At 47.1% G+C, this 23,679-nt stretch carries 23 protein-coding genes and 1 other annotated feature; of the genes, 6 read left to right on the top strand and 17 right to left on the bottom strand.

The features are described 5' to 3' along the window. Nucleotides 1–47: 47 nt before the first annotated feature. Nucleotides 48–1,574, bottom strand: coding sequence for a ribosomal protection-like ABC-F family protein (abc-f, locus tag BKD12_RS11350; protein WP_070089416.1), 1,527 nt, complete (start codon nucleotides 1,572–1,574; stop codon nucleotides 48–50). 337 nt (nucleotides 1,575–1,911) lie between these two features. On the opposite strand from abc-f, the gene BKD12_RS11355 reads away from it, so the two are divergent. Together BKD12_RS11355 and BKD12_RS11360 are read left to right on the top strand one after the other, a co-directional pair. Further along, entirely contained in the window at nucleotides 1,912–2,229 is a 318-nt protein-coding gene (locus BKD12_RS11355; RefSeq protein ID WP_070089417.1) for a DUF6465 family protein, read from the top strand. 39 nt (nucleotides 2,230–2,268) lie between these two features. Then, the gene (locus BKD12_RS11360) at nucleotides 2,269–3,138 is read left to right on the top strand and encodes a DegV family protein (protein WP_070089418.1); all 870 of its coding nucleotides are present in this window, start codon (nucleotides 2,269–2,271) and stop codon (nucleotides 3,136–3,138) included. Between the two features lie 99 nt (nucleotides 3,139–3,237). On the opposite strand, the gene BKD12_RS11365 is transcribed toward BKD12_RS11360, so the two are convergent. Then, entirely contained in the window at nucleotides 3,238–3,795 is a 558-nt protein-coding gene (locus tag BKD12_RS11365) for a prolyl-tRNA synthetase associated domain-containing protein (protein WP_330385604.1), read from the bottom strand. A 149-nt stretch (nucleotides 3,796–3,944) separates the two neighbouring features. On the opposite strand from BKD12_RS11365, the gene BKD12_RS11370 reads away from it, so the two are divergent. Beyond that, entirely contained in the window at nucleotides 3,945–4,220 is a 276-nt protein-coding gene (locus BKD12_RS11370; RefSeq protein ID WP_070089420.1) for a metal-sensing transcriptional repressor, read from the top strand. Between the two features lie 162 nt (nucleotides 4,221–4,382). Next, nucleotides 4,383–6,254, top strand: a complete 1,872-nt coding sequence (locus tag BKD12_RS11375; RefSeq protein WP_070089421.1) for a heavy metal translocating P-type ATPase — start codon at nucleotides 4,383–4,385, stop codon at nucleotides 6,252–6,254. A gap of 20 nt (nucleotides 6,255–6,274) precedes the next feature. Here the strand turns inward: BKD12_RS11375 and BKD12_RS11380 are convergent, their stop codons facing one another. Both BKD12_RS11380 and BKD12_RS17400 read right to left on the bottom strand, forming a co-directional pair. Further along, entirely contained in the window at nucleotides 6,275–7,003 is a 729-nt protein-coding gene (locus BKD12_RS11380; protein ID WP_176730956.1) for a serine/threonine protein kinase, read from the bottom strand. Next, a complete protein-coding gene (locus BKD12_RS17400; RefSeq protein ID WP_070089423.1) occupies nucleotides 6,979–7,410 on the bottom strand; it encodes a zinc ribbon domain-containing protein in 432 nt (143 codons plus the stop codon). Before BKD12_RS17400 ends, BKD12_RS11380 begins: the two co-directional genes overlap by 25 nt. Before the next feature lie 173 nt (nucleotides 7,411–7,583). Here BKD12_RS17400 and BKD12_RS11390 point away from each other — a divergent pair, with 173 nt between their 5' ends. Both BKD12_RS11390 and BKD12_RS11395 read left to right on the top strand, forming a co-directional pair. Continuing rightward, nucleotides 7,584–8,030, top strand: coding sequence for a GatB/YqeY domain-containing protein (locus tag BKD12_RS11390; protein ID WP_070089424.1), 447 nt, complete (start codon nucleotides 7,584–7,586; stop codon nucleotides 8,028–8,030). Nucleotides 8,031–8,162: 132 nt separating this feature from the next. Next, nucleotides 8,163–9,404 (top strand): IS256 family transposase, encoded by a 1,242-nt coding sequence (locus BKD12_RS11395; protein ID WP_070089425.1) that lies wholly within the window; start codon nucleotides 8,163–8,165, stop codon nucleotides 9,402–9,404. Nucleotides 9,405–9,796: 392 nt separating this feature from the next. Here the strand turns inward: BKD12_RS11395 and BKD12_RS11400 are convergent, their stop codons facing one another. The 13 genes from BKD12_RS11400 to BKD12_RS11460 form a co-directional block, all read right to left on the bottom strand. Beyond that, nucleotides 9,797–11,578 carry an exonuclease domain-containing protein gene (locus tag BKD12_RS11400; protein WP_070089426.1) on the bottom strand — a complete coding sequence of 594 codons (1,782 nt, stop codon included), beginning with the start codon at nucleotides 11,576–11,578 and terminating at the stop codon, nucleotides 9,797–9,799. A gap of 223 nt (nucleotides 11,579–11,801) precedes the next feature. Then, complete coding sequence (locus BKD12_RS11405) at nucleotides 11,802–12,209, bottom strand: C-GCAxxG-C-C family protein (protein ID WP_070089427.1); 408 nt, start codon at nucleotides 12,207–12,209, stop codon at nucleotides 11,802–11,804. A gap of 14 nt (nucleotides 12,210–12,223) precedes the next feature. Then, complete coding sequence (locus tag BKD12_RS11410; protein WP_070089428.1) at nucleotides 12,224–14,140, bottom strand: NAD(+) synthase; 1,917 nt, start codon at nucleotides 14,138–14,140, stop codon at nucleotides 12,224–12,226. A gap of 18 nt (nucleotides 14,141–14,158) precedes the next feature. Then, nucleotides 14,159–15,037 carry an Hsp33 family molecular chaperone HslO gene (gene hslO / locus BKD12_RS11415; protein ID WP_070089429.1) on the bottom strand — a complete coding sequence of 293 codons (879 nt, stop codon included), beginning with the start codon at nucleotides 15,035–15,037 and terminating at the stop codon, nucleotides 14,159–14,161. Nucleotides 15,038–15,113: 76 nt separating this feature from the next. Next, on the bottom strand, nucleotides 15,114–15,872 hold the full coding sequence (locus BKD12_RS11420) for a class I SAM-dependent DNA methyltransferase (RefSeq protein WP_070089430.1): 759 nt from the start codon (nucleotides 15,870–15,872) through the stop codon (nucleotides 15,114–15,116). A gap of 236 nt (nucleotides 15,873–16,108) precedes the next feature. Next, nucleotides 16,109–16,765: an ABC-2 transporter permease gene (locus BKD12_RS11425; protein WP_070089431.1), complete on the bottom strand. Its 657-nt coding sequence runs from the start codon at nucleotides 16,763–16,765 to the stop codon at nucleotides 16,109–16,111. Further along, nucleotides 16,765–17,610 (bottom strand): ABC transporter ATP-binding protein, encoded by an 846-nt coding sequence (locus BKD12_RS11430; protein WP_070089432.1) that lies wholly within the window; start codon nucleotides 17,608–17,610, stop codon nucleotides 16,765–16,767. The genes BKD12_RS11425 and BKD12_RS11430 overlap by 1 nt, the downstream gene beginning before the upstream one ends. A 4-nt stretch (nucleotides 17,611–17,614) precedes the next feature. Beyond that, nucleotides 17,615–17,986, bottom strand: coding sequence for a GntR family transcriptional regulator (locus tag BKD12_RS11435; protein WP_070089433.1), 372 nt, complete (start codon nucleotides 17,984–17,986; stop codon nucleotides 17,615–17,617). A 196-nt stretch (nucleotides 17,987–18,182) separates the two neighbouring features. Next, nucleotides 18,183–19,208: a branched-chain amino acid aminotransferase gene (locus tag BKD12_RS11440; protein WP_070089434.1), complete on the bottom strand. Its 1,026-nt coding sequence runs from the start codon at nucleotides 19,206–19,208 to the stop codon at nucleotides 18,183–18,185. 117 nt (nucleotides 19,209–19,325) lie between these two features. Beyond that, complete coding sequence (ilvN, locus tag BKD12_RS11445) at nucleotides 19,326–19,835, bottom strand: acetolactate synthase small subunit (protein WP_070089435.1); 510 nt, start codon at nucleotides 19,833–19,835, stop codon at nucleotides 19,326–19,328. Nucleotides 19,836–19,862: 27 nt separating this feature from the next. Further along, on the bottom strand, nucleotides 19,863–21,584 hold the full coding sequence (gene ilvB, locus BKD12_RS11450) for a biosynthetic-type acetolactate synthase large subunit (RefSeq protein WP_070089436.1): 1,722 nt from the start codon (nucleotides 21,582–21,584) through the stop codon (nucleotides 19,863–19,865). A 52-nt stretch (nucleotides 21,585–21,636) separates the two neighbouring features. Next, nucleotides 21,637–21,898, bottom strand: a binding site (T-box leader). A gap of 61 nt (nucleotides 21,899–21,959) precedes the next feature. Next, nucleotides 21,960–23,177, bottom strand: coding sequence for a glycosyltransferase family 4 protein (locus BKD12_RS11455; protein WP_070089437.1), 1,218 nt, complete (start codon nucleotides 23,175–23,177; stop codon nucleotides 21,960–21,962). Further along, nucleotides 23,178–23,669 carry a dihydrofolate reductase gene (locus tag BKD12_RS11460; protein WP_070089438.1) on the bottom strand — a complete coding sequence of 164 codons (492 nt, stop codon included), beginning with the start codon at nucleotides 23,667–23,669 and terminating at the stop codon, nucleotides 23,178–23,180. Between the last annotated feature and the right edge of the window lie 10 nt (nucleotides 23,670–23,679).

A 23,679-nucleotide genomic window follows, 5' to 3' on the forward strand; every position in this document is an offset into this window, starting at 1 on the left:
TGCAAAAGTCCCTGTCCCTTTTTGCAAAAGCCTATGTCCCCAATGAACTAAAGTTCCACTATTTTTGTAGCGATCCGCTCCTGGAACCTTGCGTCATGTTCTACGATCAGCATGGAGGGCTCGTATCTTAATAAGACTTCTTCAATCTGCATCCTGGTAAACACATCTACGTAATTCAGTGGCTCATCCCACAGATATAAATTTGCCGGCGTAAGCAGGCTCTCGGCGATCTGGATCTTCTTTTTCTGCCCTTCTGAATATTCCTGAAGTTCTTTTGTAAACTGCTCTCTCTCCACGCCCATCTGCCGCAGGATGGCGCAGAACAGGCTTTCTTCCAGTCCTCGCTTTTCACAGAATTTACGGATGCTTCCATTTAAATACGAAGTGTCCTGACTCACATATGAAATGACAAGTCCCGAAGCCAATGTAAGGCGTCCCTGCTCCTGAAAATTCCAAAAATGATCTGCCGCTCCCTTTCCATATCCGACCGCCTTCAAAACCGCCTTTATCAATGTAGATTTTCCACATCCATTAGAGCCGTGTAAAAAGACGCGCTCTCCTTTTCGAAGCTCCAGCTTAAGATTCTGGAACAGCCATGTATCTGATTCCGGATACCGGAGTCCCAGATTATCTGCCTCAAGAAGCACCTCTTTGTGGTGAACGAGGGGCTGCATTTTCAGCTCTGCCAGTGTTTCTACGTCTTTCAAAAGCCCTTCCTTCTCCCGGATAGCGTCTTCTTTCCTGTGCTCCAGAATCTTGGAACGCTTCATCATCTTTGCGGCTTTATGTCCGATATAGCCACGGTCCGGCTTAAGTCCTGCCGTCTTCTGGCCGATTTTGCTTTTCTCTGTCTGATCCGACCAGCCCTTCGCCTGTCTGGCTGCCTTTTCCAGTTTTACGATTTCCTTCTTATGCTTCTCATTCTCCTTTTCTGCAGAAGCATCCCTTCTTCGCTTATTCTCCTCCCAACTGGAAAAGTTCCCGCTCTGTACCTCTATGCTCTGCCGGTTCAGCACCAGGATATGGTCGATACAGGCATCCAGAAGATCCCGGTCATGAGAGACCAGAATAAACCCTTTCTTTCCGCTCAGGTATGTTTTCACTGTCTCTCTTGCCTCCTGATCCAGATGGTTGGTGGGCTCATCCACCAGGAGAAATTCCTGTTCTCCGGAAAACAGGACGGCCAGCATGACTTTAGTCTGTTCTCCCTGGCTCAGGGTGCCAAAGGGCCGGTACAAAACCTCTGCATCCAGACCGAGCTTTGTTAGCTCTACGATCACTCTCCACTCTTCACAACCGGACTTCCACTCTTCCAAAAGTTCTGAGGCCATACGCTCCTTGTCCTTTCGGGCGGCCGGATAGGGGAAATAGTCAAACGCTACGCTTGCGCTGATGGTTCCCTGATAGGGATATTTTCCCTGCAAAAGCCTTAAAAATGTGGTTTTCCCCTTCCCGTTTCTTCCTGCAAACCCCAGTTTCCAGTCTGTATCCAGTGTAAATGACACATCATCAAAAATCACATCAAAGCTGCTCTCATAAGAAAATGTCAGATGGCTGACTAAAATCTGTGACATTAAACTCCCTCCTCTTTCCTGCTGCCAAAAAAGATATAGGGGATCCATTTCCTCTCCGGAATTTTCCGCACGAAAAAAAGAGAGGGATGAGGACCTCCGTTTTTGACAGCATAAAACAAATATCTCCCTTTCGGGCGATCGTAATCACTTAGTTTCATGCGTTCAAAAACAGATTATTTCCTCATCTTTTCACCTCTCTCTTATTTGCTGGGGTTATTATAAGCCCGGAAGGGAACCCGTGTCAAGCTGGAACTTCTCCTCCTGTATCCTCCTTGATTTTTTCCCCACAAGTGTTAATATATATAGTAGATTTCAAAGGTAGGAGGAGGAATCTGTTATGGGAACAAAAAAGACACATCACGCATCCCAGCCGATAAAATCAATCACAACGACCAAAGATAAGACAATGGCAATCGAGACCAGAGCCGGGATCCTGCAAAATGAGATGGCAGATCTGAAAGCACATATTTACCTGCAGTACATGGGGAAAGAATTCAGCACAGCCGACATCATGAAGCAGATCAAACATATCTGGACCAAGGAGCTTGGAAGACAGCCGGAAGAGCTTCGCAGCGTCAATGTTTACCTGAAGCCGGAAGAATTTGCGGCCTACTATGTGATCAATGACGAGGTCAACGGAAAGATCTCTTTATAATCATCTTTTAAAACATAATGAAAGCACAAGGAGGAACCTATGCCTGACTACGTAATTACGACTGACTCAAATTCTGACGTGCTGCCGGAATTTGTCAAAGCCAACCAGCTTACCATCATTCCTCAGTATTATGCCTTCGGTGATACTGTTTATGGGGACGAGCTTAATATGGAGCCCCATGACTTTTATGAAACAATGCGAAATGGAGAACTGCCAAAATCCATGGCAAACAATCCTGCGGTGATCCGTGAGAAGTTTGAACAGATCTTAAAGGAAGGAAAAAATATCCTTCACATCGCATTTTCCAGCGCACTGAGCGGAAGCTGCAGCACTGTTATCATGATATCCAATGAACTGATGGAGCAATATCCGGACCGCAGGATCCTTGTCTTTGATTCTTTGAATGCTTCTCTGGGAGAGGGCGTCTCCGTTTATCGTGCCGTCGAGCTTCAGAAAGCCGGAAAAGATATGGAAGAAGTCTATGATGTCCTGATGGAAGAACGTGATCATGTAAACGTCTCCTTTACTGTAGATGATCTGAACCATCTGCAGCGGGGAGGACGCGTTTCCAAGACTACAGCCGTTGTGGGAAGTCTGGTCAACATCAAACCGATCCTGACCGTGACGGCCTCCGGTGAATTAAAAGCTGACGGTACTGTCAGAGGCAGAAAAAAATCCCTGAAAACACTGGTAACCCGTATGGAGGCATCTCTGGATCTTAATTCCTATGGAAAGGATCGAATGGTTGCGGTTATTCATGGTGACTGTCTGGAAGATGCCAGAAGCGTAGCCGATATGGTAAAAAGCCTTGGCTTTACCAATGTGGTCATCAATGACGTCAGTCCCAGCATCGGGACTCATGCCGGTCCGGGCGTTGTGGGACTGGTATTCTACGGAAAACAGAAATAAATACACGATAAAAAGACAGATCTGTCGGATGCTTCTATCCGGATCTGTCTTTTTTTCTGTCTCTCTATCCTTTTCCCCCGGGAATCCTTCTGCCCCTTTTTACAGATCCACGATCCTGGGTCTGTGATGAGTATATGGCAGGAACTTTTTCAGTAAATCCTGGGTTTTGAATTTCAGATGGGTAGTGTTGATCCCTGTGTTACACACAAACCACTCGCCCTCTGCCACCTCTTTATCAATGATCAGCTGTACATAGTCGTCTTCATCATTGAGAAGCCCTACTACACTGGCAGATCCAGGCGTACATCCAATATGCTCCAGCATATGCTCCGGCGAGGCAAAGGACATATGGGAAACCCCCAGCTTTTTACTGAAAGAAGCCGTGTCAAATGCCTTATGGTCCGGCATCACCAGCAGGAAAAAGCTGGTCTTCTTTTGATTGCATAAAAATACATCCTTACGCACCGGTGCGTCCAGCACTTCACCGATGGCCTTACACTCTTCCATCGAAGAGGCCGGATCATTATCCACCCGCTCAAATTGAATCCCCAGTTTCGCAAATACCTTATAAACCTCCTGCTCCAGAGGAACACGTTCTTTCACATTCTCCGGAACCGTCGTCATAATCTCACTGATATACATCATCGTTTCCTCCATTCCGGGTGCTCTGACAGTCAACACCCACATTCCCTTTCATTATAAAATACCCGTTCCTTCTTGACAATCCCTCTGTTACATCCCATAATAATAGAAACAAGCGAATACCCATAGGGGTATATGGTTTTACTTACAAGGAGGTTGACAACATGAGACAATGCATGGATTCTGAAAACCTGCACCGACGCCTGAAAAAAATCATCGGCCAGGTACAAGCCATAGACCGTATGATCGATGAAGACGTCCCCTGCGAGGACGTTCTTTCCCAGATCAACGCCGCCAAATCTGCCCTGCACAAAGCCGGCCAGGTCGTACTGGAAGGCCATATCAAGCACTGCGTCAGAGACGGCATCGAACACGGCGACGCTGACCAGACTATCGCAAACTTTACCAAAGCCGTAGAACGGTTTTCAAATATGGGATAATTGTGAACAAAGTGTGAAGGGGGACGTACACTTTTGCAAAAGGGGACAGGCACCAACGCAAAAAGTGTACGTCCCCCTTCACACTTTTCTTGACAACCCATACCCCTATGGGTAATAATATACATATACCCATATAGGTATAATCGAGAGGAGGCATTTCTCATGAAAAAATTGGAAGAACTTTTGGAATGGGGCGGCACAAAACGGGACATTACGTTCCTGATATTGTCTGCTGCCGCACTCCTGGCCAGCATATTCGGCTTTCAGCCCCTGCCCTTTGATATGGCCTGGGTATCTGTCATCTTATGCGGAATCCCTATCATCCTGGAGGCCTTGATCGGCCTGATTACTGCTTTTGATATCAAGGCTGATGTGCTGGTCTCTATTGCACTGGTTGCATCTATCTTCATCGGCGAAGATTTCGCTGCCGGCGAGGTGGCTTTCATTATGCAGCTGGGCGCTCTTCTGGAGGATCTGACCGTCGCCAGAGCACGGGCCGGCATTGAAAAGCTGGTTCACCTGACTCCCCGGACAGCACGCCGGATCGGCAAGGACACAGAAGAAATCATCCCGGCAGAACAGGTTCAGGCGGGCGACATCCTCCGTGTTTTTCCCGGAGAGACTGTCCCGGCAGATGGCATAATCATATCCGGGGAAACCTCAGTCAACCAGGCTGTTATGACCGGAGAGTCTCTTCCGGTCGATAAATCCCCCGGTGACGAAGTCTCCAGCGGCACTGTAAACCAGTTTGGCTCTTTTGATATGAAAGCAGTTAAAGTCGGGGAAGACAGCTCTATCCAGCGCATGATCCGCCTGGTACAGTCTGCTGACGCCGGAAAAGCAAAAATTGTTGGAATTGCAGACCGATGGGCCACATGGATTGTAATAATTGCCTTAAGCGCCGCAGTACTCACCTGGCTCTTCACCGGACAGATCATCCGTTCTGTCACCATTCTGGTCGTATTTTGTCCTTGTGCTCTGGTACTGGCTACTCCCACGGCTATCATGGCCGCAATCGGAAATGCCACCCGCCATGGATTTTTGGTGCGGGAAGGCGATGCGCTGGAACGTCTTTCTCTGGTAAAGCACCTTACCTTTGATAAGACCGGGACTCTCACTTACGGCGCTCCTCAGGTTGTTGCTGTTCACAGTTTTCAGAAAAACTTTTCCGAGCAGGAGTTATACGCAAAAACAGCATCCGCAGAGCTTCGCTCGGAGCATCCCCTTGGCAAAGCAGTAGTCCGGTGCTTTCAGGCTTCTTACGGCGAGCGGCCGGCCCCGGTGGAATCATTTCAGACGCTTCCTGGTCGGGGTGTGTCCGGCACCCAGGAAGGACATACGATACTGGCCGGAAATCAGAAGCTTCTGATTGAAAAACAAATTTCTCTGGATACAGAGGCTCAAACACAGATGGAACACTATATTCAAGAAGGATGTACTTTGATCTTAACTGCTATTGACGGCGAATTTACCGGTTTTCTGGCTCTTTCTGACACCTTGCGCGACAATGCGCCTGAAACCATCGCCAAAGTAAAGGCTGAAGGCACTGTTCCCGTTCTTCTGACCGGGGATCATGAAAATGCGGCCAGACACATTGCTTCTTCCCTGAAGATTGACGAGGTTCTGGCCGACTGCCTTCCAGAGGATAAATTAAACTGGATCCAGCAGTCCCAGGATCAGGGTTTTCCGGTCTGCATGATCGGAGACGGCATCAATGACGCACCCGCACTGAAAAAAGCCTTTGTCGGCATCGCCATGGGCGGTGTCGGAAGCGACATTGCTGTCGATGCAGCAGACATTGCTCTTGTGAATGATGATATCCGGGAAATCCCCCATCTTCTGGCTCTGTCCAAACGAATGATGGTTACTATCAAATGCAATCTGACATTTTCTATGATTTTGAACTTTATCGCAATCATACTTGCCATCACGGGAATCCTGAATCCTGTCGTAGGCGCACTTGTACATAATGCGGGTTCTGTTCTGGTCATTGCTAATTCTGCATTTCTACTGAAATGGAAAAAGCGGGGCTGATCTTTCTGTCAGCTCCGCTTCTATTTTCTTATATTTCCAAAACACCGGTCAAATTCCCTGCAGGCTTCCCGGGTGCTTCTGAAAACTTCTTCCGGCCTCAGCATTTTCTGCAAATAATCTTTCTGTCCGTCAGACAATGGAAGTGCCTCATACCAGGGTTTCTTCCCGTCCCCGGAATATCCGGAATACAAAAGATACAGCAGCACATTTGCAAATCTTGCATAATCCAGGCTGAAACGCATACTGTCCCCGTCAGCATACCCGGAGAGTCCAAAATCGATAAGCGCTGCCCGGCTGCCGTCATACACCACGTTTGCCACGCTGATATCTCCATGCACCACATTTCTTTCGTGCAGATACTGAAGGACATCCAAAAGATCGCTCCCGATCCGAAAGACCTCTTCATCTGAAAAAAACTTCTTTTCTTCAAACAGCCACTCTTTTAGTGTCTTTCCTTTCTGATATTCCAGGACAAAATAATATCCGCTCCTGTCGTTGATCACACCCAGAAGTTCCGGCACCGCAGGATGGTCAAGGCCGGACAGGATAACGGCCTCCTGCTGGCTGAAGTCAGGGTGCTTTCTTCGCATCCCTGTCCGAAATCTTTTCAATACTACCATTTTCCCGGCCGGATCACGGGCAAGAAAACAGACACCGTAGCGTCCTGTGCCAATGCGGGACACCACGGTGTAATCTCTGATTTTTCTTTCCTTCTTTTTCCCGATCATCTCTGCATCGGTGTGCCGCACTCCGGACAGAATTTTGCGCCCGGCTGGACAGGCTTTCCACAATTTGGACAAAATGTCGGACCCTGTGCGATCCTTTCTCCGCAGGAAAGGCAGAATTTAGACCCTGCTGGTACAGACGCCCCGCACTTCTGGCAGCGAATCTGTCCGCCCTGATTAACTGCTCCCTGCTGGGGATAGCCGTTCTGGTTCGGATAACCACCCTGGTTCGGGTAGCCGCCTTGGTTCGGATAGCCACCCTGGTTCGGATAACCGCCATAAGGCTGGCCGTATCCTCTTCTTGCAGAACTGGAAAAGCTGCCAAATCCTCCCATCATTCCGAACAGCCCTTTTTTCTTGTAATAATTCCCGCCCTGATCCGGATGGGGATACCGTCTGCTGCTGCTGGAGCGTGAAAAAAAGCCTCCCATATACGTTTCCTCCTGTCGTGCGTGATATTGTTTTCAATATACCGTATCCATTTTTCTATGGCAAGTGAAATATAAAAATGTAACATAATTTTTACATACTGCCGGTTCTGTTGAAAAATATGTGTTCTTCTGCTAAAATAATAACAATCATAATCATATGGAGGACAATCATCATGAGCAAAATCGAAGAAGTAAGAAGTGCAATGGTCGCTGCCATGAAAGCTGGCGACAAAGAGACAAAAGAGACCTTATCCATGCTCCTGGCAGCTCTGAAGAATAAAGCCATTGACAAACGTTCTGACCTGACCGAAGAGGAAGAGACCCAGGTGGTCATGAAAGAAATCAAGCAGACAAAAGAAACCCTGGAAATGACCCCGGCAGACCGTACTGACATCATCGCAGAGTGTGAGAAACGGCTTGCTGTTCTGGAGCAGTACGCCCCGAAAATGATGGACGAGTCCGAGATCAAAAGCGTTATCGAAGCACTGCTTTCCGAAATGGGACTGGACGCCCCGACTGCCAAGGATAAAGGAAAAATCATGAAAAACCTGATGCCAAAGGTAAAGGGCAAGGCTGACGGAAAGCTGGTAAATGATATCCTGACCGGGTATCTGAACTAAAAATTCTATGAGACTGGAGACCGTTTCAAGTTTTGCATTGTGCGAAAACGTGGCGGTGTGAAACTTTTTCTGTAAATATGTCATCAAAGGTTCTTCTATGATAAAATCTAATTCATAGGAGGGCCTTTTATTATGGCAAAACAGAAGAAACCTGTCCATCGGGTACAAATGACAGAAGGGAAACGTAACATTATCCACCAGCTACTGGAAGAATACGATATTCAGACAGCCGAAGATATTCAGGATGCTCTCAAGGATCTACTTGGCGGAACAATCAAAGAAATGATGGAAGCTGAAATGGAGGATCATCTTGGGTACGAAAAATCTGAGCGTTCAGATAATGATGATTACCGGAATGGTTACAAACGTAAACGTATAAACAGCAGCTATGGCTCTATGGAGATTGAGGTTCCACAGGACCGCAAATCAACTTTCCAGCCGCAGGTGGTCAAAAAGCGCCAGAAAGATATCTCTGATATCGATCAGAAGATCATATCCATGTATGCCAAAGGAATGACAACCAGACAGATTTCTGAAACCATAGAGGATATTTATGGTTTTGAAACTTCAGAGGGTTTTATCTCTGATGTGACGGATAAGATCCTTCCACAGATAGAGGACTGGCAGAACCGCCCTCTGGATGAAGTATATCCAATCCTCTTTATCGATGCGATCCACTATTCAGTCCGGGATAATGGAGTGATCCGCAAACTGGCGGCATATGTGATCTTGGGGATCAATACGGAAGGAAAGAAGGAAGTTCTTACCATTCAGGTTGGAGATAACGAAAGCTCTAAATACTGGCTGTCCGTTCTGAATGAGCTGAAAAACCGCAGTGTAAAAGATATCTTGATTCTCTGTGCTGATGGTCTGACCGGGATCAAAGAAGCCATTGCAGCCTCCTTTCCGAAAACAGAGTATCAACGCTGTATTGTCCATCAGGTAAGAAACACCCTGAAGTATGTTCCGGATAAAGACAGGAAAGCCTTCGCAACGGATTTGAAAACCATTTATCAGGCGGCAGACGAAAAGAAAGCCCTGGCAGCCCTTGAGCGGGTAACAGAGAAATGGACGCCAAAATACCCGAATTCCATGAAGCGCTGGAAGGATAACTGGGATGCGATTTCTCCGATTTTCAAGTTTTCAGCAGCTGTCCGGAAGGTCATATATACGACAAATGCGATAGAATCGTTAAACTCCACCTATCGGAGACTGAACCAGCAGAGAAGCGTTTTTCCGAGCGATACGGCGCTGCTGAAAGCCCTATATCTCGCTACCTTCGAAGCCACCAAAAGATGGACTACTACCATCCGGAACTGGGGCCAGGTATATGGCGAGCTGAGTATCATGTATGAAGGCAGGCTGCCGGACTAAAAATATTCAGGTTAACGAAGGCGGAAAAGCCGCCTGTTATTGACATGCCATCAGCCAGATGGTATATATAAAACAAAGGTGAAAAGCTTATTTTTTAAGCCTTTCACCCATTCTTATCATAGAAGAATCTTATTTACAGACTTTTCTTCACAGTCTCGAAAACGTAACTACTCGGACAGAGTCTGATTTTACGACTCTGTCCTTCTTCATATTACAATATAAATATCTTTATATATCAAACCGAATTGACTGTGCTAGCCTTGTCCTCACCGAATTACTGCTTATATTCCTGATATCTGCCCCTCGTAAATATATCTCCAACAAAGAATTGTATTAATTTTTACCAAGGCACAAAGCATGATGAATTATCAGGTTTCATTTTTGCTCTTAGATTAATCAATATTCCTATTCTTTCCATAAAAAATTTTTCCTTTGTCTAAATTCTTACGATAAGAGCATGCCATTGAGTATAATTTGTTCTCATGCACACATTTTCTTGCATCCGAACATTCTACAAACTGGCTACAACATCCAAATGTTGAAGCTTTAGAAGAATAACATTTTATTCTATATTCTGTATTTAACTTTACATATTCCACAAATCTTTCATCATCGCTTTTAAATATAATATGTATATTATTCTTATCTGATTTTAATTGTTTTGCTTCCAACTCTCCCGAAAATGAAATACTTTTATACTGCGAATTTCCTATAATTAATTCCAATTTGTCTTTTCTTTCTTTTATATTCATTACTACGGAATTACGTGAATAATCTAATTTTCTATTCGGTATTTTAGGATATTCTGGTTCATAAATACATACAGAATACGATGTTACTCTATCAGACATTCGTCCACTGTTCTGAGCCAAATATAAGGAATGTTCCGGTAATTCCTTTTCTTGTATCAGTTCGTCTAACATTTTCTGTAAATTCTTTTTCCAACCTTTAACATCTTCCGATAAATCTACAACTGTTAATATTTCTTCTTGATTTGCTGTCTTTAATATTTCTTCCTTTAATTTCTTAGCTTCGCTTATGAAACATTCTTCTGGTACTATCTGAATTTTACTTCCCTTTTCCTGCCATTCCATTGCTTTCTTAATTTTTTCGCCATACGTACCTTGTTTCCAATTATCACTTCCTAGTGTACCTACAACAAGATATGTAGTAGTTTTTTTTACCGTATTGTCACAAATCCCACCACATTCTCTTATCAATTTTTCAACATCTTTTCTATCTCCATATGAAAAACCACCTGTTAGACAACAGTGCTTTTCTTTCAATGTTTCTATACAAATCTTGTCGTTTTCTTCATTTACCGGTGTAGTAAATTGTTTAAATATAACCAAAAGAGAATCTAATTCATCTTGTTCAATAACTCCGTCGTCAAGTACTCGTTCCAAAGCTCCATAAACACGGTCAAACGGGTAATTCCCCTTTAATGATTGATTTTCATCCATCCAAGCATTTAACGCTAATATTTCTTCTTCCGTCAACATATTATCTGCAATTATTCCCAACAGAAATCCTTGTAACTGCTGTAACGATTTTGTCTCATCTGAATACTTTATTCCTCTTTTATCGATCGATAATTTATTCTTTTTCCCCTTTATAAATCCATGTTCCTCATATTGCTTTTGTAATAATTGGAAACAGTCTTTCGTCAAATAACAATCTTTCAAAGCTCTATGCTCATTAGATATATCTAATCCATAATATGTACTAATCGTTTCCAATTTATGGTTTTCAATACAATCCAAACATTTCCTAGCGAGAAATAAAGTATCAATAAAATCATTATTCAAAATAAAACCGTTATATTCTTCAATAGCATCATAAAGAATATTTAAATCAAAACTTGCTATATTATGTCCTACTAATATCTCTCCACTAATAAAGGTCAAAAAATCGTCTAACACCTGCTCTAAGGTGGGTGCATCCTGTACCATATCATCTGTAATATGGTTTACTGCTGTGGCTGATGCAGGTATAGGTTCCTGTGGATTTATCAAGCTTTCAAATATATCAACAACTTTCCCATCACGAACTTTTATGGCCCCTATCTCAATAATTTTTGCATCATATATTCTATTGCTGGTTGTTTCTATATCCAATACAACATAATCACTTATGAACCTTTCTAATCTTGTACCCTTATTTCTTTGCTGCATTTCTTCCTCTTTCCCGCATAGTCTTATGAAACTATACGCATAGCCTTTAATATCATTTTTATTGTATCACTTCTCTGATTCTTCGTCACTTCATTTTTCTAGTAATCCAACTGCCCCTAGGTTCCTATATGACAATGCATAACTAAACATAAAATAATTCCATTTTCCCACTCATGAAAAAAAAGGATGCATCTGCATGAAAAATCAGCGCATCCTTTCCGTCTTAAAATTCCATCTCATCTATGATCTGTGCCGCATCCTCCACGCATTTCATGCAGCAGGGAAGGGGCTGAGGCCCATCCTCTGTCTTCAGATCCCGGCAGTAGAGTGACCCGTTTTTCTCTTTAAACTTCTCTGCCGCCTCCAGAAGCTTCTGATAGGTGTCCATCTTGGTGGCAAAGGGCTCATCCATCTTACCGGCACTGTTTTTCAGTCCAATGGTCATGAACATTCCTGTCACTGCGCCGCAGGTATCCTTTAAGCCGCCCATGCCGGAGCCAAATCCCTCGGTCAGCCGGAAGGCGTCTTCTTCCTTCATCCCCAGCTCTTCGCAATAAGCGCAGATCACTGCCTGACAGCAGTTATACATTTTTTCAAACCGCTCAACTGCATCCTTCTTCGTTGCTTTCATCTCTTCTTCCTCCTCTATGGCTTTACCTTTTCAAGATCCGCAAGCCAGGCTGTCACACAGGCGTCGCTTGGCATCCGCCAGTCCCCTCTTGGCGACAAGGCCACCGTTCCTACCTTTGGCCCGTCCGGCAGGCAGGAGCGCTTGAACTGCTGGGTAAAGAATCTCCGGCAGAAGGTAGAAAGCCAGTGGTAGATCGTCTCGTCATCATACTCTCCTTTGAAGGCTTTCCTGGCGAGCCGGTAGATCTTAGCCGGCTCATAACCAAACCGCAGGAAATAATAAAGATAAAAGTCATGGAGCTCATAAGGTCCCACCAGATCTTCTGTCTTCTGGGCGATCTCACCGTCCTTAGGTGGCAGAAGCTCCGGACTTACCGGCGTATCCAGCACATCCAGCAGCACTTCCCTAAGCTCCTGATCCTCGCAGGTATCCGCATAATAGGAAACCAGATGGCGCACCAAAGTCTTTGGCACAGAAGCATTGACCCCGTACATGGACATGTGGTCTCCATTGTAGGTAGCCCAGCCAAGCGCAAGCTCCGACATGTCTCCGGTTCCGATCACCATGCCGCCTGTCTGGTTGGCAATGTCCATCAGCACCTGCGTCCGTTCTCTTGCCTGTGCATTTTCATAGGTTACGCTGTGATCCTCCGGATCATGACCGATGTCCTGGAAATGCTGGGTTACGGAGGCCGCTATCGGCACCTCTTTTAAGTCTGCTCCCAGTTTTTTCGCCATCTTGCAGGCGTTCTGATAAGTCCGGTCCGTAGTGCCAAAGCAGGGCATAGTCACCGCCGTGATCCCGCTGCGGTCCATGGAAAGCGCATCAAAAGCTTTGGCCGTTACCAGAAGAGCCAGTGTAGAGTCCAGACCTCCGGAAATCCCCACCACAGCACTTTTTGCGTGGGTGTGAGCCAGACGCTTTTTAAGACCCATCGCCTGGATCGTCAGGATTTCCTCGCAACGCTCTTTGCGTTCCATTTCATTGCCCGGCACAAACGGCCTGGACGGGAAGTTTCTGGAAAGCCTGGTCTCCTCCTCTTCCAGTGAAAATGGCACCCGGATCAGGAACCTGTCTTTGGCGGGCTGGAAGGTCGTATTCTTGCGCCGTTCACTGTCCAGACGTTTCACGTCAATCTCTGTATAGATCCCATCATTCTGGAACCGCTTTGCCGCCGCCAACGTGGTTCCGTTCTCTGCAATGATATTGTGTCCGCCGAATACCACGTCCGTGGTGGACTCTCCCTCTCCTGCATTGGCGTATACATATCCGCAGATCAGCCTTGCCGACTGGCCTTCGATCAGGCTGGTACGGTAAGCCGCCTTCCCGATGGTCTCGTCACTGGCAGAACAGTTGACGATAATCGTAGCTCCCTCTCTTGCCGCCTGGATACTGGGCGGAATGGGTGACCACACATCCTCGCAGATTTCCGCGGATACGACCAGCGCATCCAGGTGTTCTTCCGCAAATAGAAGCTGGGGGCCAAAAGGCGTCCGCTTTCCGTCAAACATCAGATATCTTGCCGTCTCAGGTCCCGGACGGAACTGCCGCATTTCATAAAATTCTCCGTAGTTCGGCAGGAAGGTTTTGGTGGTAAGCCCCAGGATCTCCCCCCGGTGCAGCGCCGCCGCCACATTATAAAGCTCCCCGTCGATAGCAAGGGGTACCCCCACAAAAATCAGCGCGTCCTTTCCCTTCGTATATTCTGCGATCCGGTGCAGAGATTTTCTTGCATCCCGAAGCAGCACCTCCTGGGTAAAGAGATCCCCGCAGGTATATCCGGTAATACAAAGCTCCGGAAATACCACGATTTTTGCGCCGGCCGCTGTCGTCTCATCGATCTTCCGGCAAATACTTTCTGTATTATACGCTACATCCGCAACCCGGATATCCGGCGTCACGGCTGCTGTCTTGATAAACCCATGCTTCATTTCCATCGCTCCCTTCGGTTATTTGCTTCTCTTTATAATCCGCTTTAAATCCTCAACCGTATAATGATAAGCTGTGTTGCAGAACTGGCATTTCACTTCGATGGTCTCTCCTTCATTGATCATTTCCTGGATCTCTTTTCGTCCCACGCTGACCACCGCCTGCTCTACTCTCTCTTTCGAACAGTTACAGTAAAACTGCGTATCAATGGTATCCGTGATCTCCAGCCCTACATTTCCAAGCAGGATCTCTAACAGCTCCTCCGGTGTTTTGCCCTGATCCAGAATGGATGTCACGGAGCTTACATTCTTCAGATTTTCCTCGATCCGGCTGATGGTTTCCTCTGTGGCAAACGGCATCATCTGGATAATGAACCCACCCGCACAGCGCACCGTATTATCTTTTTCCATCAGAACACCCAGGCCTACGGAGGAAGGCACCTGCTCTGAATTTGCGAAATAATAAGTCAGGTCTTCCGCAATCTCGCTGGTTACCAGAATGGTCTGTCCGGAATAAGGCTCTTTTAATCCCATGTCCTTGATGACCTGCAAAAGACCGATTCCCACGGCTCCGCCTACGTCCAGCTTGCCGTTCTTTGGAGGCAGCATCACATCCGGATTACCCACATATCCTTTCACGTTCGCATGGCTGTCCGCCGTCACCGTGATACCCCCAAGGGGTCCGTCTCCCCGGACCATCAGCGTCAGCATATCACTGTCGTTTTTCATCATGCTTCCCATCATGGCGCCGGCCGTCAAAAGCCGCCCCAAAGCCGCTGTGGCTACCGGGCTGGTGTTGTGATGCTTTCTGGCCTCTTCCACCAGATTTCTGGATGTGGCCGCAAAGGCACGTACCTGGCCGTCTGCCGCCGTCGCTCTTACAATATAGTCTTTCTTCATTGATAATTCCCTTTCTGTCTGCATTTTTCTCTGCATTGGATATATTTTAATATGTTTTGATATGGAATGCAATCGCCTATTTGCCCTGCTCCCTTGCTACCACACAGATCCGTTCGCTTCCCTTGCCCGGAGCCTCTTTTGTATAATCCTCGTAGGCAGCCACAAAGCGAAGCCCGGATTTTTCCAGCAGCTCTCTTATCTCTTCCAGGGTGTACGCCCTCTGGAAATGGGTTTCCTGATATTTGTGGTAGAGCTCTTTTTGATCTGCCTCCTGGATAAAGAGTGTCAGCTCATACTCATTCATGTGCTCTTCTTCATAATAATAGTTATCCCAGATAAAGCTGGAATCTTCCCGGTTTTCCGCGATCGTCCGGTCGCCCAGCACCTCCCGGTATTTATATTCCGTATTAAAATCAAAGACGAAAATCCCGCCGGGATCCAGGTAATTATTGACCAGCCTGAATACCTGCTCCAGCTCTTCTTTTTCTGTCACGTAATTGACGGAATCACAGACGCTGACCACTGCCCGGACGGTTCCGTAAAGCTCAAATTCCTGCATATCCTGCAAAAGATACAGGATATCATGGCCGCTCTCCTGTCGCTTTTCCATGGCGATCTCCAGCATGTCCTCCGAGTTGTCCACGCCGATCATATCATAGCCCCGGCCCGCCAGCTCTTCTGTCATGCTGCCGGTACCGCAGCCCAGATCCAGCACCAGGCCATCGTTTATCCCTTCTTTCTGCAGGATTTCCTGCAGAAAATCTGCCCACTCCCGGTAGGGAACGTTGTCCATAAACTGATCATATACTTCTGCAAAACTTGTATAGGCTTCCATTCGTTTCCTCTTTTCTCATATTCATTCCGCAAAACAGCGCCGGTCTTACACCGACGCTGTTTTGCCGGATTGCACCTCGTGCAACCATTATACCACATGCGCAGGGAAGGAAGCGGCTGCGTATGCAGACATTTACTTCCCAAGCTGGGGCCTGCCGGTATAATCCCTGCGAAGCAGGGCGGGCCGGCCTGCCGGGCCGGATTGCACCTCGTGCAATCATTATACCAGAAAATCTATTAAAAATCTTTGCCTTTCAGGATTTTCAACGAGATTCCAAAAGAAACTCCATATACCACTACCCACAGTAAGATGCCAAGTCCGACTGCTGCCGGCCATTCCAGCATGGAAAGTGCGTCTTCCAGTTCTCCCAGGCTGATTCCTGCCCTGGACATAAGCCATGCTCCCCCATAGCAGATTCCAAACAGACCGCCAAATGTCAGTGCCGCCGCCACCCGGCTTCGCTCGGAACCAAATTTCAGCTGCACCGGCATTGATACTGCTGAAAAGATTACGGAAACAGTAATACAGGTCATAACCATCACGCCCAGCTCTTCTGGCTGTACGGCATAATTTTTTACCAGACAGGCCACGATGACCACTGCCAGAGTCAGAAGCGCTGCTGCCAGGGTAAAGCCTGCAGAAAACAAATATTTTTCAACAAGGTATCCCTTCCGGCTTACCGGAAGCGTAAACAAATACGCAGATCCGTTATCCGCATCATCATAAGCCAGTGTCGTAAGGGGAATAAAGGAAAACATAATGGTCAGATAGCCAAATACAAGTGTCGGATTATCATATATAACAAGAAACATCAATCCTACGACTCCCATCACAAAGAAAAACTGTTTCTGACATTTCAGCATCATCAGATCTTTCATTAAAAGCCCTGTCATTATGATTCCCTCCCATTCATCATCATGATCAATTCATCGATGCTTCCCCGCTCGATGACGATATTTGGATAGTTCTCTACATAAAACTGCTTCTGATCTGTCAGGCAGCTGTATCCAAAGTCTTCCCTTCTGCTCTTTAAGATATATGCCTGATCCAGTCCTGCGTACTGCTCAGGCGTTACCTTCAAAAGCCCGTACCGGTTCAGCAGGTTATCCGTCTCCTCATGAAGGATGATCCTTCCCTGATCGATCAGATACACATCATCACAGAATCCCTCCAGGTCTGCGGAGATATGAGAGCTGATCAGGATCGATCTTCCGTCTTTTTCCATATATTCCCTGAGAAGACCTAAAAGCTGGTCTCTGGCAATCACATCAAGCCCCGACGTAGGCTCATCTAAGATTAACAGATCCGCGTCATGCGAGACTGCTGCCAGAAGCTGCAGCTTCCGTTTCATCCCGGTGGAAAATTCACCGATCTTTTTGTCCATAGGCAGAGACAATTTTCTGCAGTTCTGCTTGAATTCCTCCCTGGAAAATCCGTGATACAGATGATCCAGCACCGGAAGAAGATCTTTGATCCGCAAATACCTGCTGAATCCGGAATCCGCCAGCACCACGCCGATCTGTTCCCGGTCCGAAGGCAGAAGCTGATCTGCCGGCTTTCCCAGGATTTCCATCCTTCCTCCGTCTGTGCGGATCAGCCCAAGCGCCGCTTTAAAGGCTGTACTTTTCCCGGCGCCGTTAGGCCCGATCAGCCCTGTAATGCAGCCCGGCTCCACCCGCATGGAACAATTCAGTTCAAAATCTTTGTACACCTTCCTGACATTTTCAAAACACAACATTGCACTAATCCTCCAAAACAATCTGAAATAAATCCGCAATCTCCTGATTGCTCATTCCACAGCTTCTGCCTTTTCGGATGGCCCTTTCCAAATCAGCTTCTACTTCCTTCTTCTTCTCCTCCAGCAAGAGGCTCTGGTTCGCAAACGCCACGTAGCTTCCCTTGCCGTGGACCGTGTTCACAAAGCCTTCCTCCTCCAGAGCATCGTATGCCTTTTTCACGGTCAGTGCACTGACCTTCAATTCCTTCGCCAACGTACGTACTGACGGCAGCGCCTCCCCGGCGCCAAGCTCCCCATGCATGATCTTATCCTTCACCTGATCCACGATCTGTTCGTAGATCGGCTGCATAGAGGAATGATTGACAATCAACTTCATCCAATCCCTCCTTCGCTACAAACAGTATATAACAGTTTATAACTGTTGTCAACCGTTATATGGTGTTTATTTGCGAGGGGACGTACACTTTTGCAAATGGGGACAGGGTGTTTTTCGAAAGGGGACACCGACAAACGCAAATGGGGACGTACACTTTTATCAAAAGTGTACGTCCCCATTTGCCATTTGCGTCTCTCTATTCCACTCTGTGGATCCATCCTTCCGGTGCTTCGATGTGCCCCATCTGGATCCCGGTCAGTGTATCGTATAATTTCTTGGTGATTGGTCCCATTTCGTCCATTCCGCTTGGGAAGCAGATCTCTTTTCCGTGGTCATTAATCTTGCCTACCGGTGAAATGACAGCTGCGGTTCCGCACAGGCCGCACTCTGCGAAGTCCTTGACTTCATCAAAGTATACCGGCCGCTCCTCGACTTCCAGCCCCAGATAATGCTCTGCCACATACATCAGTGAACGTCTGGTGATTGATGGCAGAATCGTGCTGGATTTCGGTGTTACAACTTTATTGTCTTTTGTGACGAAGATAAAGTTTGCTCCGCCCGTCTCTTCTACTTTTGTTCTGGTTGCCGCATCCAGATACATGTTTTCGTCGAATCCCTGATTGTGCGCATCTACGATAGCGTGTAAACTCATCGCATAATTCAGTCCCGCCTTCACGTGTCCGGTACCATGCGGTGCCGCCCGGTCAAAATCGCAGACGCGGATGGTGATCGGTTTTGCGCCGCCCTTAAAATATGGCCCTACTGGTGTAGTAAACACACGGAACTGATATTCATCCGCAGGCTTTACACCGATGACAGCGTTGGATCCAAACATGTACGGGCGCACATATAAGGTGGCTCCGGAGCCATACGGCGGCACGTAGGCTGCATTGGCCTTTACTGTCTCATGAACAGCCTCCACGAATCTGTCCTCCGGAAATACCGGCATTTCCAGTCTCTTTGCGCTGTCTGCCATCCGGGCTGCATTTAAGTCAGGTCGGAACATTACAATGTGTCCATCCTCTGTCGTATATGCCTTTAAGCCTTCGAAACAAGTCTGTGCATACTGAAGCACACCTGCGCACTCGTTGATCACCACATTTGCATCGGAGGTCATCATGCCTTCGTCCCACGCCCCGTCCTTATAGTTGGAAACGTATCGTTTATCAGTCTCTACATAAGAAAAGCCTAAATTAGACCAGTCAATATTTTTCTTTTCCATCGAAATCTCCTCCGTTCCTTTTTTCTTTTTTGATTATAATACCACTGTATTCAAAATTCAAGAGTGCGCTCTGTTTTTTTATCTAATTTAATTATTACAAGAAAATCCGCACAGATCCTAACGCTCCATCATACTAATCGACTCGATTGCCACACAGCCGCCTCTGACTACCTCGATGCTCTGAAATTCTTCTTTCATCAATTTGATGACTGCATCATTTTTTGCTGTCGTCTGCACAAATTCCAGCAGAAGGCTGTCATGACCATAGTCGATGACTTTAGCCTTGAATGTCTCGGCGATCTGAAACAGCTCCACCTTATTTTCCGGCGTGCATTTGCGCACTTTTACATACAGGATTTCCTTCATTCTGACAAAAATATCTGTAAAATCAATAACCTTAATAACCTCCACCAGACGGTTCAGCTGCTTTTTAATCTGTTCAAAGGTCTCATCATCACTGACAGTAGCAATAGTCATCCTGGAAATGGTAGGATCTTCCGTAGTCCCTACAGTCAGGCTGTCCAGATTGTATGATTTTCCGGAAAACAGCCCGGAGATTTTGGAAAGGACTCCCACCTGATTTTCCACATATAGTGAAATCCAACGTTTTTTCATTCCGCTCATCATCTATTTCCTCCTTTTTACAACCTCAGTTTAACAATCCATGATCATATCTTCCAGTGTCCCTCCCGGCTGGATCATCGGATAAACCAGATCCTCCGGGTCGATCAGGAACTCAATAAGATATGGTGTCTTCTTACTGCTCATAGCTTCCCGGAAAGCCGGCTCGATCTCTTCTTTCCTGGTGACACGGATTCCTTTTGCCCCGTAGCTTTCTGCAAGCTTCACAAAATCCGGTACATATGCCATATCTTCCACATTTTCTCCCCGGTCCCTCGAGGCCGCTCCGGACCGCAGACAGGTCATGGAGTAGCGTTTGCCATAAAACAGCTTCTGCCACTGCCGTACCATACCCAGATTGTAGTTGTTGAAAATACAGTTGATCGTAGGAAGCTCTTCCAATACCGCTGTTGCCATCTCCTGAATATTCATCTGGATTCCGCCGTCACCGGAAATAGAGATGACAGGTATATCCGGATTGCCGATCTTTGCACCGATGGCTCCCGGAAGTCCGTATCCCATGGTTCCAAGGCCTCCGGACATCAAAAGTCTCTTCTTTTCTGTTATTTCCGCAAACTGAGACACAAACATCTGGTGCTGGCCTACGTCTGTTACGATAATAGCCTCGTCAAAAATCCGGTTGATGGTTTCAATGATATCCTGCGGCGTCATGATCGGTCTTGGCTTCATGGCCAGCGGATGCTCCTTCTTCCAGCTCTGGATCGTTTCCATCCAGTCTTTCGTCTCACATTCTGTCACGTACTCCAGCATCCTGGTCACAGCCTCTTTTGCATCTGCAACGATGGGCACGTCTACCTGCACATTCTTGGAAATAGCCGCCGTATCGATATCAATATGTACAATCTGGGCCTTCGGTGCAAAGGAGTGGAGTTTTCCGGTGATCCGGTCATTGAACCTAGTCCCGATGGAAAACAACAGATCACATTCATTCACTGCCATGTTGCAGGCATACGCCCCGTGCATCCCCACGTTCCCGATATAGAGCGGGTGATTTGTCGGGATTGCTCCCCGTCCCATGACCGTTGTCACTACCGGAACATTCGTCTTCTCTGCAAGCGCAGTGAACTCCTGATTCGCATGGGCGATATTGACGCCTCCGCCCACCAGGAACAGCGGACGTTCTGCCTTGGACAGCATCTTGATGGCCCTTTTCAGCTGCCCGATATGCACATGAGTATTGGGCTTATATCCTCTGATATTTACTTCTTCCGGATACTCCGCATCTCCCAGCTCGCCCATCACATCTTTAGGCAGATCCACCAGTACCGGCCCCGGTCTTCCAGTCCGGGCGATATAAAACGCCTCCTTGATGATCCGTCCCAGATCCTCTCTGTTGCGGACGGTGACACCGTATTTCGTGATACTCCGGGTAATACCTACAATATCTACCTCCTGGAATGCATCGTTCCCGATCAGATGTCTTGCCACCTGTCCTGAAAAGCATACCAGCGGCACACTGTCATAATACGCCGTCGCAAGTCCGGTCACCAGATTCGTAGCTCCGGGCCCGCTGGTTACCAGACAGACTCCCACCTTTCCTGTAGAACGGGCATAGGCATCTGCTTCGTGTACCAATGCGATTTCCTGCCTTGGAAGAATCACCTTGGTAAAGTCCTGTTTATACAGTTCGTCACTGATATCAATGGTACATGCACCCGGATAACCGAATAATACATCTACCCCTTCTTCTTTCAATGCTTTCACCAGTAATTTGTTGCCGCTGATCTTTCTCATATACATACCTCCTTGTCAAAAGATATCAAAAAAACGCCCTAAGCTTTTGGCTGCTTAGGGCGAATCAGATATCCGTGTTACCACCTAAATTCAGAGAATTTTTCTCTGCACTCTGCCGATACGGGAAATAATAAAAGCTTTTCCGATACCGTTCCCCTGTAACGTGGGGAAATACGTTGAAGTCTACTTGAAGCTTTCCTCTTTCGGTTCACTGCTCGAAGGCTACTTCCATAATCTCTTCACGAAGGTTCACACCACCCACCTTCTCTCTTGGCATTCGACGACTATGTACTCCTCCTTGTCACTGCATTTCGCTGAATAATTATCACTATTATATTCATATTTTCTACTATTGTCAATCTATTTACTGCAGATTTATAAAATTCCCACTGCTTTTCCCACTCTGGCAGCCACCTGCTCCCACCGGATTCTTCTAAGATCTGCTGCCGGCTTCCGCAGATTTCCCTGTTCCTGTACTGCCCTTGCTGCTGTCCAGAGGCTCTCGGCCAGCCGCTGTTCAAATCCAGGAAGATCCTCCTCGACCGGCTCATCTACCCCCCTCATTCTGGGCGGCCTGACATAAAGCACATCTGCCCCTGGCGCACATTCTGTCAGCCAGGGCCTGATCCCTGGAAGGTCTGTCATCACCACACGGTCTCCGCAGGCTAAAGCTTCTACCGGAGTCAGCGGAAGTCCCTCACAGAAGGAGGGCAGCACAAATATGTCACACATATTATATAGCTTTGCCAGATTCTGCTGCGAAAGCTTTCCCAAAAACTTTACCGGGTAGCGGCATCTTCTTGCCAGCGCCCTCGCCTCTTCATACTCCTTCTGGTTGCCGGCTCCTCCTGCCAGGAAAAGATGGATCCTCTCTGTTCTGTAGGGCAGATGCTCCATTGCCCTTAGAAGACTCATTACACCTTTTTTCTCCGCAATCTTGCCCGCATAGGCGATCCGGATCTCTGACCCGTTCCGCTTTCTTTCACTCTGGAAAAAGATCCGATCATTATATCCAATCCCCACCACATGGATTTTGCCCGTGTCCGCGCCATAGATTTCCGAGATCATGGCTGTCTGGGCAGCCTGCAGAGCAAAAATACCGTCAAGATCACAGATCTGTTCTGCGATAAAAGAACGCTGCAAAGGATTTTTCTGCATCTGCCGCAAATCTGTATTATGGCAGAATCCATAGACCCTTCTCTCCGGATAGTGCTTGCGCACCAGTGCAGTCAGAAGATACAGGTGGTGGCATAAGATCACATCCGGCTGGAGCTTACGCACTGCCTGATCGATTACCTTTAAAAATGCCTGACTAAACTGTGCCGTCATCTCTTCTGTCATATCACAGTATCTGGTGCTGCGGTAGGGCATTTCATCCGACATCCCCGCCACCGGGAACGGCAGATCTTCCGTTTCAAATCGTACCGGACAAAAACGGATGCCCTCTGGAAGTTCGGGCCGGTCTTCCGGCCCGATCCCGGCTACCGCTCCCTGTTCATATCCCTTGTCCGCAAATGCACGGATCAGCTCTGTCATATAGACGCCGCTTCCTGTGCTGTCCGGCTTCTGGGCGCTGATACTTAAAATTCTCATTTATTTTTGAACCCTCTCATACACGGTAAAATAATACTCCAGATCAAAACAGGTCTGTTCCTCACTGATTTTTGTCATCTGCCATTCGTCATCCTGATCCAGGCTTGGGAAATAGGTGTCTGCGTCAAAAGCATGATCGATCTTCGTTACCAATGCGGTATCACAATAGGGAAGCATGGCCCGGTAAATACTTTCTCCTCCGATCACAAAGACTTCTCCTTCATACTTCTTACTCTCTTCCACAGCTTCTTCCACACTGTGAACCACCACGGCTCCCTTCACCTGATAATCCGGCTTTCTGGAGATCACGATATTCACCCGGTTCTTTAAAGGCTGTCCCTGCGGGAAACTCTCCAGGGTCTTACGTCCCATAATGACCACATTCCCCTGTGTGGTCTCCCGAAAGAACTTCATATCCGCCGGGATGCTCCACATCAGCTTATTATTCTTTCCAATCGCCCAGTTTTTGTCAACCGCAACAATTAATTTCATCTGTCCTGCC

Origin of the sequence: Merdimonas faecis (assembly GCF_001754075.1) — a bacterium.
In the GTDB taxonomy this organism is placed as follows: Bacteria; Bacillota; Clostridia; order Lachnospirales; family Lachnospiraceae; genus Merdimonas; species Merdimonas faecis.